This window comes from Roseibium album, assembly GCF_001404515.1.
Classification (GTDB): domain Bacteria; phylum Pseudomonadota; class Alphaproteobacteria; order Rhizobiales; family Stappiaceae; genus Roseibium; species Roseibium album.
Map to the genome: position 1 here is coordinate 548,113 of NZ_CXWE01000006.1, position 14,639 is coordinate 562,751.

General features: G+C 56.2%; 16 protein-coding genes. 10 read left to right on the forward strand and 6 right to left on the reverse strand.

What is annotated here, in order from left to right; all coding sequences use genetic code 11:
* Window positions 1-32: 32 nt before the first annotated feature.
* Genes LA5095_RS22265 through LA5095_RS22275 form a run of 3 tightly spaced genes read right to left on the reverse strand, consistent with a single transcriptional unit; the run spans window position 33 to window position 2,699 of the window.
* On the reverse strand, window positions 33-452 hold the full coding sequence (locus tag LA5095_RS22265; protein WP_029062407.1) for a DUF6163 family protein: 420 nt from the start codon (window positions 450-452) through the stop codon (window positions 33-35).
* Between the two features lie 18 nt (window positions 453-470).
* Window positions 471-1,505: an enoyl-CoA hydratase/isomerase family protein gene (locus tag LA5095_RS22270; protein ID WP_055118868.1), complete on the reverse strand. Its 1,035-nt coding sequence runs from the start codon at window positions 1,503-1,505 to the stop codon at window positions 471-473.
* A 54-nt stretch (window positions 1,506-1,559) separates the two neighbouring features.
* Window positions 1,560-2,699 carry an acyl-CoA dehydrogenase family protein gene (locus LA5095_RS22275; protein WP_055118870.1) on the reverse strand — a complete coding sequence of 380 codons (1,140 nt, stop codon included), beginning with the start codon at window positions 2,697-2,699 and terminating at the stop codon, window positions 1,560-1,562.
* 271 nt (window positions 2,700-2,970) lie between these two features.
* On the opposite strand from LA5095_RS22275, the gene hemB reads away from it, so the two are divergent.
* Window positions 2,971-3,966, forward strand: a complete 996-nt coding sequence (gene hemB / locus LA5095_RS22280) for a porphobilinogen synthase (RefSeq protein WP_235808861.1) — start codon at window positions 2,971-2,973, stop codon at window positions 3,964-3,966.
* A gap of 226 nt (window positions 3,967-4,192) precedes the next feature.
* Entirely contained in the window at window positions 4,193-4,699 is a 507-nt protein-coding gene (locus LA5095_RS22285) for an RDD family protein (RefSeq protein WP_082442810.1), read from the forward strand.
* 73 nt (window positions 4,700-4,772) lie between these two features.
* Here LA5095_RS22285 and LA5095_RS22290 read toward each other — a convergent pair whose 3' ends face one another.
* A complete protein-coding gene (locus LA5095_RS22290; protein WP_082442809.1) occupies window positions 4,773-5,258 on the reverse strand; it encodes a TspO/MBR family protein in 486 nt (161 codons plus the stop codon).
* Window positions 5,259-5,534: 276 nt separating this feature from the next.
* On the opposite strand from LA5095_RS22290, the gene LA5095_RS22295 reads away from it, so the two are divergent.
* The 7 genes from LA5095_RS22295 to LA5095_RS22325 all read left to right on the forward strand — a co-directional run bounded on the left by LA5095_RS22295 (window position 5,535) and on the right by LA5095_RS22325 (window position 12,570).
* On the forward strand, window positions 5,535-6,686 hold the full coding sequence (locus LA5095_RS22295; RefSeq protein ID WP_051644765.1) for an ABC transporter substrate-binding protein: 1,152 nt from the start codon (window positions 5,535-5,537) through the stop codon (window positions 6,684-6,686).
* 62 nt (window positions 6,687-6,748) lie between these two features.
* Window positions 6,749-7,822, forward strand: coding sequence for a FecCD family ABC transporter permease (locus tag LA5095_RS22300; protein WP_055119073.1), 1,074 nt, complete (start codon window positions 6,749-6,751; stop codon window positions 7,820-7,822).
* Entirely contained in the window at window positions 7,819-8,592 is a 774-nt protein-coding gene (locus LA5095_RS22305; RefSeq protein ID WP_055118877.1) for an ABC transporter ATP-binding protein, read from the forward strand. Before LA5095_RS22300 ends, LA5095_RS22305 begins: the two co-directional genes overlap by 4 nt.
* Entirely contained in the window at window positions 8,576-9,049 is a 474-nt protein-coding gene (locus tag LA5095_RS22310) for a pseudoazurin (protein ID WP_055118879.1), read from the forward strand. The genes LA5095_RS22305 and LA5095_RS22310 overlap by 17 nt, the downstream gene beginning before the upstream one ends.
* An 8-nt stretch (window positions 9,050-9,057) precedes the next feature.
* A complete protein-coding gene (locus LA5095_RS22315) occupies window positions 9,058-9,738 on the forward strand; it encodes a class I SAM-dependent methyltransferase (RefSeq protein ID WP_055118881.1) in 681 nt (226 codons plus the stop codon).
* 194 nt (window positions 9,739-9,932) lie between these two features.
* Complete coding sequence (locus LA5095_RS22320) at window positions 9,933-11,768, forward strand: SLC13 family permease (protein WP_055118883.1); 1,836 nt, start codon at window positions 9,933-9,935, stop codon at window positions 11,766-11,768.
* A gap of 31 nt (window positions 11,769-11,799) precedes the next feature.
* Entirely contained in the window at window positions 11,800-12,570 is a 771-nt protein-coding gene (locus tag LA5095_RS22325) for an arginyltransferase (RefSeq protein WP_055118885.1), read from the forward strand.
* 19 nt (window positions 12,571-12,589) lie between these two features.
* On the opposite strand, the gene LA5095_RS22330 is transcribed toward LA5095_RS22325, so the two are convergent.
* Window positions 12,590-13,255: a uracil-DNA glycosylase gene (locus LA5095_RS22330; RefSeq protein WP_055118887.1), complete on the reverse strand. Its 666-nt coding sequence runs from the start codon at window positions 13,253-13,255 to the stop codon at window positions 12,590-12,592.
* Between the two features lie 9 nt (window positions 13,256-13,264).
* Window positions 13,265-13,855, reverse strand: a complete 591-nt coding sequence (locus tag LA5095_RS22335; protein ID WP_029062418.1) for a LabA-like NYN domain-containing protein — start codon at window positions 13,853-13,855, stop codon at window positions 13,265-13,267.
* 378 nt (window positions 13,856-14,233) lie between these two features.
* Between LA5095_RS22335 and rpoZ the strand changes: the two genes are divergently transcribed.
* Entirely contained in the window at window positions 14,234-14,635 is a 402-nt protein-coding gene (gene rpoZ, locus LA5095_RS22340) for a DNA-directed RNA polymerase subunit omega (RefSeq protein ID WP_055118889.1), read from the forward strand.
* Window positions 14,636-14,639: the final 4 nt, after the last annotated feature.

Genomic DNA, 14,639 nt, shown 5'->3' on the forward strand with positions numbered 1-14,639 from the left:
TTCAGCTTGTCGGAAACCGACAGGCCTCGTCTTCAGCCTGGTGCCGCACGGTTTTCCCTGTGCATGAGATAAGCCAGCGCGACATAGACTGCGATCGTAGCCAGATAAAAGGAGATCTCGTAAGGACGACGGCCATAAAGATCGGAAAAGGCGGTGTGCATGACAATCTGGCAAATGCACCGGAAGATCCACATGACCGTTCCCCAGGATACGGTCAGCCAGAGACCTGTCGCCGCGACCAGGTCGAGAACGGCAAAAAAGACGGTCGCTCCCTGGAGTGCGACCGGCATGTCCCAGAAGAAATGGCCACGCCATTCCACAATGCCGATAATGCGCGCCCAATAGATAACCCCGCCGCCGATCAGGATGATCGCTATGCAGCGCAAATACAGGATCAGAATCGTGCTCCAGGGTGGGCGGGCATCGATAAGGTCCTGAAAGCTTGTGATCATGGCCGGTCCGGTTGCGCGTTAAAGAGGAAGATCTCCGTCAGACGGTTCCTCGAAATACGACGCCAGCGACGCGCTGTCCACTTGTCCCAGTTGGTTAGGAGTCCATTTCGGGGCCTGATCCTTGTCAACAACAACCGCACGAATGCCTTCGAAGAAGTCGTCACCATGGAGGATCCGTGAAACGATCCGGTACTCGAGCTTCATGCATTCATTGAAGGACAATTGCGCCCCGCGCCGCATCTGCTCAAAGGCAATCAGAACGCTCGTCGGGGATTTCTGACGGATCGCGTCCGCGGTTTTGCAGGAAAACTCCTCATCCGCGGCGTCGAGCCTGTTCAGAATCTCCGTCACCGACGACGCTGAAAAGGCATGCTCGACAAGGGCTTCGTTCCGCTGCAAGACGCCGGTTTCCGGTGCGACGAGATACGGCCGAAGCGCCGCGCCGATGTCATTGGCCGTTTCCAGCGACGTCTCCAGATCGGGAAGACTGTCTTCTGAAACCGCGTGCGTCAGCACGCCCGAGGCAAGAGCGTCGGCCTGTTTGAGCCGGCTTGCACTCAATGCGCAATAGATGCCCATCTTTTTGGGCATGCGTGGCAGGAAATAGGTACCTCCCACATCGGGGAAGAAACCGATCGCGGTTTCAGGCATGGAAAAGAGCGTCTTCTCGGTGCCTATCCGATGACTGCCGTGAACGGAAACGCCCACGCCTCCTCCCATGACGATCCCGTTGATCAGTGCGATATAGGGCTTCGGATAGGCCTTGATCGTGGCGTTCAGGGTGTACTCGTCCCGAAAGAACGGCTTGAGGCTCTCTACGTCGCCCGCCATCCGTGTGTCGTAGATGCTTCGGATATCGCCACCGGCGCAAAACGCCTTGCCACCCGCCCCCTTGATGACAATGTGCGCGACGGACGGATCACCGACCCAGCGCTGCAACTGATCCGCAAGCGCCTTCACCTTTGCATGGGTCAATGCATTGAGAGCCTGCGGCCTGTTCAATGTTACGAACCCGGCTTTGCCGCGAACTTCAAAGAGGATTTCGTCACTCATGCGGACGCCTTGTCAAATGAGAGTCGTTTCAAGGGTTAAGTCGGAGAAATTCAATCAGTCCTTCAATAGCTGCCTGGCTATGATCAGGCGCATGATTTCATTGGTGCCTTCCAGAATCTGGTGCACGCGGACATCACGGAAAAAACGCTCGATGGGATAGTCGCGCAGATATCCGTACCCCCCATGAAGCTGGAGTGCCTCGTTGACGACCTTGAAGCCCGTGTCCGTTGCCAGGCGTTTGGCCATCGCGGCAAGCCTGGTTGCCTCGTGGGTCTTGCCATCAACAGCAACAGCAGCCTTGTGCAGAAGCAGGCGTGCAGCTTCGAGTTCGGTCGCCATGTCGGCAAGTCGGAACTGAAGAGCCTGAAAATCGGCAATCGGCCTGCCGAACTGCTTGCGTTCCCGCGTGTAGTCAAGAGCATGTTCCAGACAGGCCTGAGCCGCGCCGATCGAACACGCTCCAATATTGAGCCGTCCGCCATCAAGTGCCGACATGGCGATCTTGAAGCCCTGGCCTTCCTCGCCAACGAGGTTTGACTTTGGTACGCGACAATCCTGAAAATTCACTTGCGCGGTCGGCTGGCTCTTCCAGCCAAGCTTGATTTCGTTCGCACCGAAACTCAGTCCGGGCGTTCCCTTCTCCACCAGCAGGCATGAAACACCGGATGGACCATCGCCACCCGTGCGCACCATTACCGCATAGAGATCGCTGACGCCTCCGCCTGAGATGAAGGCCTTGGAGCCGTTGAGCACATAATGATCACCGTCGTCCTTCGCACTCGTGCGAAGACTGGCGGCATCGGACCCGGACCCGGGCTCAGTCAGGCAGTAACTCGTCAAGAGCTCCATCGTGCAGAGCCTTTCCAGGAACTTCTGCCGCAAGTGTTCGGATCCGAATGTGTCGATGATCCAGGCCACCATATTGTGGATCGACAGGTAGGCCGCCGTGGAAGTGCAGCCTTTCGAGAGTTCCTCGAAAATCAAGGCCGCATCGAGACGAGAGAGAGCCGAGCCGCCCACGTCCTCCTTTACATATATGCCACCGAACCCGAGTTCGGCCGCCTTGCGCAGGGTCGGAATCGGAAAGATACTGTCTTCATCCCAGTGCCGGGCGTTCGGGGCGAGCTCGTCGCGGGAAAAACCCGCGGCCATATCCTGAAAGGCGCGCTGATCTTCGTTTGGTGAAAAGTCCACGTTTATCCTCCCAAAAGCGCGGGTGCGCCGAGTCGTTGAAGGCAAGTTGCCGTACCTGCATTGCGGCTGCACTAAAACATATTTGACGCAAACGTCAAACAATCTCTTTTTTGTTTTTATTTTCAGTTATTTTACAGAATGTTGGAGTGCGTCAATCTGCGTGATAGATTGGCGTTTCACTTCCTTCAGAATACAAGTCAACATTCAAAAAACCGAGCTCGCAGGTTCCATGTCGTCCAAACCGCCCCTTCCGCCGATCACATCCGACCATATGGATACGCTGCTCGCCGGCACCAGAATGCGCCGTAACAGGCAGAGCGACTGGTCGCGCCGGCTCGTGTGCGAAAACACATTGACCGTCAATGACCTGATCTGGCCGATCTTTCTCGTCGACGGCGAGAATGTGCGTCAGCCAGTCGCTTCAATGCCGGACGTATTCCGTCTTTCCGTCGATGAAGCCGTTCGCGAGGCAACGCAAGCCGCAGACCTTGGCATTCCGGCTCTCGCCCTGTTTCCCTATACCGATCCCGACCTGCGTGATGACACGGGTTCGGAAGCCCTCAATTCTGAAAATCTGACCTGCCGGGCTCTGCGCGCTATAAAGGCGGAAGGCCTGAATGTCGGTCTGATGACCGACGTCGCGCTCGACCCCTATACAAGCCACGGCCATGACGGGTTGATGGAGGGTGAAACGATCCTCAATGACGAAACAGTCGACCAGCTGTGCAGGCAGGCACTGGTCCAAGCCGACGCCGGGTCGGACGTTATCGCGCCTTCCGACATGATGGACGGCCGGATTGGTGCCATCCGGCAATCCCTTGACAGTCAGAATTTCCGCAACACGCAGATCATGGCGTATTCCGCAAAATACGCCTCCGCCTTTTATGGCCCTTTCCGGGACGCTGTCGGGTCTTCCGGGACCCTGAGGGGAGACAAGCGGACGTATCAAATGGATCCGGCGAACACCGACGAAGCCCTGCGCGAAGCTGAACTCGACATCGCCGAGGGTGCCGACATGGTGATGGTCAAGCCCGGCCTTCCGTATCTCGACATCGTTCGGCGCATCAAGGACGAATTCCAGGTCCCGACTTATGCCTACCAGGTCTCCGGAGAATACGCGATGATCAAGGCGGCGAGTGCCAATGGCTGGCTTGACGGTGACAGGGCGATGCTGGAAAGCCTCCTGGCATTCAAACGTGCAGGTGCCGACGGGATCCTGACCTATTTTGCGCCAAAGGTCGCGGAGATGCTGGCTCAAGGAAAATAGCAATCCTCTGTTCAGTCCAGACCTTGCAGTTAGTTGGCGCAGGCTGAAATGGCGGTGGTTTCCCAAGTCACATCCATACCAATATACATCGCGTCGAGCGGATCTTCCGTCCAAATGGCCACCCCCGACTTGATCCGGGACTGCCTCTGTTGCGCGCATGCCGGGAATTTGCGTTTTCAATGTTCAATCCCCACATGTGCGTCATCACATTTTTGGGAGCATGTTAATGTCCGCAGAAACCTCCGCCGACTATGTCCGTCAGGACGTCTTTGATCCTGTTCGCCACCCGGAACTGTTTTCCGGAGTGCGCAGCCGGCGAATATTTGCGTTCTTCATCGACGTGATCGTGATAGCCCTCCTGACCTTCGGCGCCGGCATCCTGGTATTTTTCCTTGGCGTCTTCACGCTTGGCCTCGGCTTTCTGCTTTACGGCATCCTGCCGGCAGCCGTCGCCCTGCTCTATGTGGCTTTCACGCTTGGCGGACCGCTGGCTTCCACTTTCGGCATGCGTGCCATGGGGCTGGAAATGCGCCTCTGGTACGGTGCCAAACCCTATCCGCTTCTTGCTTCAGTGCATGCGCTTCTGTTCTGGTTTTCCGTTTCGCTGCTGACGCCGCTCGTGCTGTTGGTGTCGCTCTTTTCGGACCGCAAGCGTCTGCTGCATGACATGATCCTAGGCGTGGTCGTGATCAACTCTGCCTATCACCAGCAGTATTTTTACGAGCAGGAGTAGAGTGCTGCCCTCTGCAAGCAGACCGTGTCCGGGCAACGCCTGGCCCATTGCTTGCGCGCACTATCGATGATTTTCAATTCAGCAACGCCAGAGAAAAATTGAGCAAGCCCGCGAACCCGACCCAGAGTGCGTAGGGGAGGAAGAGCGCCGCAGAAACACGATCCGCGCACCAGTTTTTTCCTACAAACAGAATTATCAATATCAGCATCGCCGCGATCACGGCAAAGGCGGCCCACGTCAGGTGAAAAACAAAAAAGACCGGTGACCAGATCCAGTTCAGTGCCATCTGTCCGTACCAGAATTTCATGGCCATTGACCGAGGTGCTCTCAGAAAGGTCCGCCAACCGGCAACGGCAATGAACACGTACAGAACCGTCCAGACCGGAGCAAAGATCCAGTTCGGCGGGTTGAAAACCGGTTTCTCAAGTTCCTGATACCAACTGCCCGGTGCAGACTGGGTTCCAACAAAAATTCCCATACCGATGACAACGACAAGAAACAGCGCGAGCAACGCTCTTGATCGCGGTTGGCGGGGCTGGGTTGGATCGTCGATGGTCATATTAGGGCACACCAGGTTGCATTTGGTCCCAAACTGTCATGTCCCCGGCACCTTTTCCAGAACCGTGTCGCTGTTGATGAGAACCGTTTCATATCCCTTGAATTGAAATCGGGTGAAAACACCTGACCGCTTCCAAAATCGAATGCGGAATATCGCTCTGTTTTCACCGCTCTATCGCGTTACCGCGTCTAATCACCGAAAAACCTGAATATTAGAGTCGACTTTAAATTTCAGATTTGGTATTGCTGCGACGCAATCTAACTATTGGAAAACGCTATGTCTTTCTTCAAACGCGTAGGCGCACTCACGTGCGTGTTCGTGGCCGGTAGCCTGTTGGCTGCTCACTCCACAACCGCTCAAGCGGAAGCTCTTACCTTCACCGATATTGCTGGCCGGGAAGTCACCCTGCCGGAGATGCCGGACAAGATCATTCTCGGCGAAGGCCGAATGATGTATGGGATCGCACCGCTCATCGAAGGCAATCCGTTCGAGAAGATCGTCGGCTGGAAAAGTGACCTGGTCCAGTACGATCCGGATGCGTTCCGCAAGTACCAGGGCGTATTCCCGGACGATACGGCGCGGATGATCGACTTCGGCAATCCCTATGCTGGTGATTTTTCCATTGAAGCCGTGCTGGAGGCGGAAACAGACCTGGTGTTGCTTGATGTCGGCAACCTCTTCAAGGCCGAAGAAACAGGCCTCATCGAAAAGCTCGGCAATGCCGGCGTTCAGGTCGCCTTTATCGATTTCCGCCGCAACGCCACAGAGAATGCAGTGCCTTCGATGCTGATCCTCGGCCGGATTTTCGGCGAGGAAAAACGCGCTGCCGAATTTATCGATTTCTACATCGCGCAGATGCGCAAGGTAACGAATATTGTCGACACGATCCCGGCCGAAGACCGCCCGCTTGTCGTCGTTGAAAATGCCGCCGGATGGCAGACCGATTTCTGCTGCCGGTCATTCGGCCCCTATAATTATGGCCGTTTCGTCGAACTCGCCGGAGGCAAGAACTACGGATCCACGCTTGCCAATGCCTATTCCGTTGATCTGAACCTGGAAGGCATCATCGAAGCGGATCCCGATGTTGTGTTCGGCACAGGTGCAAACTGGAAAGAAGCCCGTCCGGAAGTCACCTCGACACTGCTTGGCTACGACGGCGATCCGGAAGTGAACGGCGACCGCCTTTCTGCGCTTGCCGCCCGCCCTGGTTTCGCTGATTTGCGTGCCGTGAAGGAAGGCCGATTCCACTCGATCTATCACCAGTTCTACAATTCACCGTATCACTTCGTGGCAGTCCAGGTCCTGGCGAAATGGCTGCATCCGGAGGATTTTGAAGATCTTGATCCGGAGGCAACCTTCAAGGAACTGCACGGGAGGTTCCTTCCTTATGAGCCTTCCGGTCAATTCTGGATCTCCCTGAACAACTAGAACCGACACACCCGATGGCTCCGCAATATCTGATTGCGGGGCCTGTTTTTCATGGAATTTTCATGTCTGACGGAACCTTGCTAACATCAGAGGCGTTGTCACTTGTACGTGCCTACAAACGACGCAGCATGCGCCGTGTTACCCTCGTAATTCTTGCCTTTTTTTGCCTTGCCGTCCTGGTCGTCATCGATGTCACCACCGGCCCGGCCGATCTGACAATCTGGCGAACGATTGAAGTGATCTTCGATCGCGCCAGCGCCACTCCCAAAGAAGACGTCATCATCTGGCAACTGCGCCTTCCGGTCGCCATCATGGCCGTCGCAGTGGGCGCAATGCTCGGCGTCGCCGGCGCAGAAATGCAGACGATCCTCAACAATCCGCTCGCCGATCCGTTTACGCTTGGACTGAGTTCTGCAGCCGGATTCGGCGCTGCCCTTGCCATCGTGCTCGGCTGGTCTGTGATCCCGGGTGTTGGAGGACTGTTCGTTTCGGTGAACGCGTTTGTATTCGCGATGATTACGTCCTGCGCCTTGTTCCTGTTTACCAGATTGCGCGGCGTCACTCCGGAAGCCATGATCCTTGTCGGAATCGCAATGCTGTTCACTTTCAACGCGTTGCTGGCCTTTCTGCAATACGGCGCTTCGGAAATTCAACTCGCGCAGCTGATTTTCTGGCAATTGGGTTCCCTCGCCCGTGCCACGTGGTCAAAGGTTGGCATCTGCTTCCTGATCCTTGTACTCACCCTGCCCTGGTTCATGAACCGCTCCTGGGCATTGACCGCGCTGCGCATGGGCGAGGACAAGGCAGCCGCGCTGGGCGTCAATGTCTCCATATTGCGGATCGGAGTGCTTGCCGGCGTTTCTCTGCTTTCCGCCGTCGCAGTCTCCTTTGTTGGGGCCATTGCCTTCGTCGGTCTTGTCGGACCGCACATAGCACGCATGATCGTTGGTGAAGACCAGCGCGGTTTTCTGCCGTTGTCCGCCTTGTGCGGCGCCCTCATTCTCTCCGGCACGTCAATAGCATCGAAGGCAATTACGCCTGGTATCGTCTACCCGATCGGCATGATCACCTCGCTGATCGGCATTCCTTTCTTCATTCTGCTCATTCTCGGGCAGAGAAAGAGGCACTGGCAATGAGTGCGCTGTCTGCCGAGAACATCAGCTTCTCTTATGGTTCGAGACAAATTTTCGACGCCATCGCCTTCGAACCGATTGTCCCCGGACAGCTTACCGCTCTCATCGGGCCGAATGCGGCCGGCAAATCTACCCTGTTTCGTCTGATTGCAGGGCTTTTGCCCCTCCAGTCAGGCAAGGTCCACCTCGGCAATATCGACCTCGACAGCCTTTCGACTCGTGCGAGGCTTAAGCGTGTGTGTTTCATGCCGCAGTTTTTTACCGCGAATGCGGCTCTTACCGTCTTCGATGTAGTCATGATGGCGCACAAACAGTTGAAGGGTTGGCGCGTCAGCGATGCAGACATGATTGCGGTCGGTACGGCTCTGCATGAGGCCGGCATCGGTCATCTGGCCGAAGCCTATGTGAGCGAGCTCTCCGGAGGGCAGTCGCAACTGGTTTCGGTAACGCAAGCGCTGATCCGGAATTCGGATGTCTACCTGTTTGACGAGCCGACATCCGCACTCGACCTGCGCCACCAACTGGACGTGTTAGGTCAGATAAAGTCGGCGGTCGTCCGGCGCGGTGCCGTCGGTGTCGTCGCGCTTCACGATCTCAATCTGGCTGCTCGTTTCGCGGACAATCTGATCCTGCTCGGTGAAGGCCGAATTCTGGCACAGGGTTCACCCGGGCAGGTGCTGCGCGCGAATGCGATTGCCAAGACTTACGGGGTTGCGATCGAGACTTCACAGGGGCCCAGAGAGGAACTCATCGTCCATGCTTACGCGTCGTAATTTCATGTTTTCCGTGGCTGCAATGGCGGGCACCGGGTCTGCACTGGCCTGCCCGGCTCCAGCGTCGGTCGGTAATGCGCACAGCGTCCTGATGCTAAATGCGGCTTGTGGGGATCCTGACACGCCGAATGTGTTTGAACCCGCGATTCTAAGGATCAAACCCGGTGACAGTGTCACGTTCGTCCCGACTGACGCAGGCCACAATTCTGCATCGAAACGCGGAATGATCCCGAACGGTGCGGACGCCTGGAACGGAGCAATGGACACAAACCTGACAGTCGAATTTCCGATACCGGGCATTTACGGGCACATCTGCCTGCCACACTACGAATGGGGAATGGTGGGTCTGATCGTGGTTGGAAATGACCTGTCGAATCTGCATTCCGTGAAAAAGGTCAGGCACCCGGGCAGCGCGCGCAAAGTCTTTCGTTCGCTCCTGAAAGAGCTTGAAGCATAGGAATTGTCGTGAGCGAGAATCTGATTAATACCTGGTCGAAACGTGATGCTGAAGAAGACAGCATGACAACAGAACACGCCTGGATCTGGCGAGAAATGATTGCAGCGGTCGGCGAGACTGATTTCACCAACGCAAAAGTTCTCGATTTCGGCTGCAATCAGGGTGGATTTCTGAGACTGCTTTATGACCTTCGTCGCTATGCCGCTGCCGTTGGAGTGGATATCGCACAGAATGCTGTTGCGCGCGCCGAAGCTCAAAAAGGCGATCGGCCCATCACCTATCGCGCCACGGACCGATTGTCGGATATCGGAGACGGTTTTGACATCGCTTTCAGTCACGAAGTCATCTACCTGATCGAAGATCTTGAGCGGCACGCCGGCGACATCAGGAAGGTTTTGAAACCGGGAGGGGATTATTATGCGGTCACCTGCTGTCACAGTGACAGTCCGCTATGGCACTCCTGGCGACCTAAAATTCAGGAGTTTTCAAACGTTCCGGTCCCAAATCACAGTGTGTCGGATATTGCCGAGGCCTTTCGGCGCGCCGGGTTTCAGGTGTCGGTTCAGCGATTTCTGGCAAGCGCCTACGTGCCTCTCGGCGGCGCGAGTGACTATTTTCCGACGGATGTCGACCGCATTGAGACTTACAGTCGCTGGAAGCTCATGTTCCAGTTCACATCAGGCGCCTAGAAAGACACTGTTCGAATTCTGTCAGGGTGTCCCTGACGCCAGACATGCCGTCCTTCGCCAGTATTTTTTCCAACCTTATGTTGGCAAGAGCCAATCCAACGCGTATCAGACGCAAACACTATCATAAGCTCTTTCAATGAGCGGACCGCCTGTTTTAAACTGTGCGTTCGTCAAGACTGGCATTGGGCAGGTGAATGCACTCAGTTGATATTGCGATGGCGCTGACCTTTCTGGTGATCGCGTCGACCGTTATCCTGTACGCCTTGGAGCGCTATCCGATTGAAACGGTCGCTCTGGGGTCAGTGACCGCGTTCATTGTCATTTTTTCTGTTCTTCCGGTCGAAACACCTGACGGCAAGGCCGTAACCACCGCCGATTTTCTCACCGGGTTCGCAAATCCCGCGCTGGTCACCGTGATCTGCCTGCTGATCATCGGCCAGGGACTGTTCCAGACGGATGCGCTGGAAGGGCCGGCAAAGGCAATCGTGAGGATGACACGCGGCCGCTCGGCGTTTGCGACCATTCCGATACTGCTCGCTGTGGCCGTTCTCAGCGCCTTCCTGAACAACACTCCCGTTGTCGTCATGTTCCTACCGATCCTGACCGCAGTTGCCGCCACGGTCGGGCAGTCGCCTTCCCGTGTCCTGATGCCGCTGTCGTTCATTGCGATTCTCGGTGGCATGATCACGCTGATCGGGTCGTCCACCAACCTTCTGGTCGCCAACTACGCTGCGCAGACCTCCGATCTCAGGCTGACCTTCTTCAGTTTCACGCCGATCGGTCTGATCGTGGCGAGCGCCGGAGCGGTCTATGTGTTCTTCGTCATGCCGTATCTGATGACCACACGGAAAACCATGGCAGAGGAATTCCAACCAACTTCGGGCAAGCAGTTCATTGCCCAGATCGAAATCACATACGGACATCCCCTTGTCGGGGTCGAGGCTGTCTCGGGCATGTTCCCCAATCTGAAGGACATGACCGTCCGACTGGTTCAACGCGGGCAAAAACCCATCCTGCCACCGTTCGAAAACGTGGTTCTGTCGCCGGGGGACACGGTCATCGTCGCAGCGACACGGAACGCGCTTGCAAACGCGCTGGCGCGCCGCCAGCCTCTGATGGAGACCGACGCGGAAAACAGTAGCGCCGGACGAGATCAGCAGCCGGTTCAGCCTGGCTCCATCAGCCTTGCCGAGGTGGTTGTCGCGCCCGCGTCCAGACTGATGGGCAGAACTTTGCCGCAATCGGGGTTTTATGCCGACACAGGCTGTCTCGTCATGGGCATTCAGAGACGCAGTCGCATGCCGCGCATGGCAATGAACGACATCCGGCTTGAAGCGGGAGACGTTCTGCTGGTCGCCGGAAATGAAGACGAGATCGGACGCCTGCGTGGCAACAGGGACGTCCTTCTTCTGGACTGGTCGACAACGGAGGTGCCGCGCCGGCGTTACGCGCCACGAGCACTGGCCATTTTTGCATGTGTGGTCATTCTGGCCGCTACCGGACTGGTCCCGATCGTATCGGCTGCCATCGGCGGCACATTTGCGATGATTGCGTCTGGTTGCCTCAACATTCGCCAGGCCATGCGGGCGATCGACAGCCGGATCTTCATGCTCGTCGGCGCATCGCTTGCCGCGGCAGTCGCGCTGGAAGCGACGGGTGGTGCAACCGCAATTGCCACAGGGCTCGTTTACGTGCTGCAAGGGGCATCGGCAGCGACAATTTTGTCGGCACTTTTCTTCATCGTCATGGTACTGACGAACTTTCTTTCCAACAATGCAGCCGCCGTTCTGTTCACTCCAATCGCCATCAACCTGGCCAACCAGATCGGACAACCGCCGGAAGCATTCGTGGTCTGCCTGATCATCGCGGCCAATACTTCCTTCGCAACACCGGTGGGCTATCAGACCAACCTGATCGTCATGGGTCCGGGTCACTACAGATTTAGCGACTTCATCCGGGCTGGAGCGCCGCTTGCGCTTATTTTATGGTTGACCTTCTCGTTGGTCGCGCCATGGTATTACGGGATGTAGAACAAGATTTGAGGTATCTCGGGACAACACGGTGACACGCCACCCAACAGACCATCCGCAATTCTATCTTACCGCGCCTGCGCCCTGCCCTTATCTGGACGGCAAGCAGGAGCGTAAGGTGTTCACGCATCTGGTGGGACATGGTGCCCCGGCCCTCAACGAGGTTCTGACGCAGGGCGGTTTCCGGCGCAGTCAGAATATTGCCTACCGCCCGGCATGCGAACAGTGCCAGGCGTGCGTTTCCGTTCGGGTCCGCGTCAACGATTTCAAATGGAGCAAATCGTTCAAACGTGTCTGGAAAACCGGTTCAGAGCTGATCGGTGCACGGCTCCCGGCCAGCCCTTCTGCGGAACAATACGATCTGTTCAGGGACTATCTGCAGGAACGTCATGAAGACGGCGGCATGACCGAAATGAGCGTTCTCGATTACGCGATGATGGTCGAGGATACCCATGTCGAAACGTTGGTGATCGAGTATCGCAGAAGGGGACCAGACAGTTTCGTTACCGGAACCGGCGACGGCCCTCTGCTTGGCGTTGCGCTCAGTGATCAACTGTCCGACGGGCTTTCCATGGTCTATTCCTTTTACGACCCCAATTACACCGACACGGCGCTCGGCACCTACATGATCCTGGATCACATCGAACGCGCACGCAAAATGCGCCTTCCCTATGTCTATCTCGGGTACTGGGTCGGAGGATCAGCGAAGATGGCCTACAAGGCGCGCTTCAGACCTCAAGAGCATCTCGGCCCCAACGGCTGGACCATCGCAGACACCGAGGCAACGAACTCTGAAACCTGACCAGTCTGCAGACCGGTTGTCAGGCCTCGGGAATACGAGTGCGGATCTTGTCGAAAACCGACCGGAACATGTCTTCGGTCAGACGGCCGGTGTTGGTGTTGTATCGGGAGCAATGATAGCTGTCGAAAAGCGACATATCATGTCCCGGGAGGTCATGTTCCGCGCAATGAGCGAACGGAAAACTGGCACGTCGCAATTCAAGGGCGGACAGGAAGGTCTCATGCGCGATCCGGCCAAGCGCAAGCACTGCGCGGATGGACGGATTGGCGGCCAAGGTGGACAGCAGGTAGGGCCTGCAGGTCCTGATCTCCGGCCCGGTTGGCTTGTTTTGAGGGGGAAGGCAGCGGACTGCATTGGTGATCATTGCGTCGCAAAGTGTCAGCCCGTCATCTGACCGTGCCAGATAAGTGCCTTGTGCAAATCCGTATTCAAGCAAGGTTTGATAAAGAAGATCGCCGGCATAGTCCCCGGTGAAAGGCCGTCCCGTACAATTGGCCCCTTTCATGCCGGGGGCCAGACCTATGATGAGCAGCCGCGGTGCTTTTGACGTAAATGAAGCCACCGGGGCATTGTGCCAATCAGGATGCACCGCCCGCAGTTCTTCGCGAAACGCCACCAGACGCGGACAGTCCGGACAATCCATGGGTGGATCGACCGGACCGGTATTTCCTTCAAGTCCAGACATCAGGGGAACTCAGTAGTCGTCCTCGTCGTCGTGGTCCATCTGCGGTGCCATTTGCGGGCGCACCGGACGCTCCGACGGATCCCGGCCGATCTTGTTGGCAAGACTTGCCAGATCAATAAAATGATCCGCCTGACGGCGAAGATCGTCGGCAATCATGGGCGGCTGGGTTTTCAAGGTGGACACCACGCTGACTTTGCGCCCCTTGCGTTGAAGCGCCTCTACCAGCGATCTGAAATCGCCATCACCCGAAAACAGAACGATATGGTCAACTGTTTCAACAAGTTCCATGGCATCGACAGCAAGTTCGATATCCATGTTGCCTTTGACTTTCCGTCTTCCGGCACTGTCGACGAATTCCTTTACCGGCTTGGTAATAACCTTGTAGCCGTTGTAATCCAGCCAATCTATAAGTGGCCGAATGGACGAGTATTCCTGATCCTCGATCAGCGCAGTATAATAATACGCGCGCAAAAGATATGCCTGTCCCTGGAACTCCTTCAACAGCCGTTTATAGTCGATATCAAAACCGATCGCCTTGGCCGTCGAATACAAGTTGGCTCCGTCAATGAACAAAGCAACTTTTTCTCGAGCGTCAAACATATTAGATGAAACCTTTCCGAGTTAAATGCGTCTTCAAGGAGAGTCACCAACGGTCCGGCACCCGCAGCCGCAGTCGTTCATGTCTACCAATAAGGTCAACGCATTTTTGCTGAGATGACACCTACCGCACATTGCCGCTTCACTCAGCTTATTGTTTTGTTTTTCCCACCGACCCTGTTGATTCTTGTAGGTCCGCAGTAGTGCCCTACACTATAATATTGGACCGCCGCAACGCAAAAGCGAGTGGAGCTAAGAAAAATCGATAAAAACCCTGCTAAAAGTGACGTTTTCCTCCCAAATCCGACAAGGGGTTGCTTTTTCGAATAGTGATCTCTATACGCTGTTTTTTCAAGTTCATTTAGCCTATGGAGACGTCGAATGGCGCGCGTGACCGTCGAGGACTGCATCGACAAGGTCGAAAACCGGTTTGAGCTGGTGCTGCTTGCTGCGCATCGCGCTCGCATGATCTCTAGCGGTTCGCCGCTGACAATTGATCGCGACAATGACAAGAATCCCGTCGTTGCGCTGCGCGAGATCGCCGAGCAGACCGTCAGCCCGGAAGACATGAAAGAAGACCTGATCCACTCGCTTCAGAAGTTCGTGGAAGTGGACGAACCCGAGACAGAAGCTGTGCCGGTTGTTCCGTCCGCCAATCAGCATCAGGTGACCCAGGTCAACAACGTGGACGACGGTGCGGTGGAATTCGACCGCATGTCCGAGGAAGATCTGTTGCGCGGTCTGGAAGGTCTGGTTCCGCCGGAGCGGACCGACGACGTCTGATTTT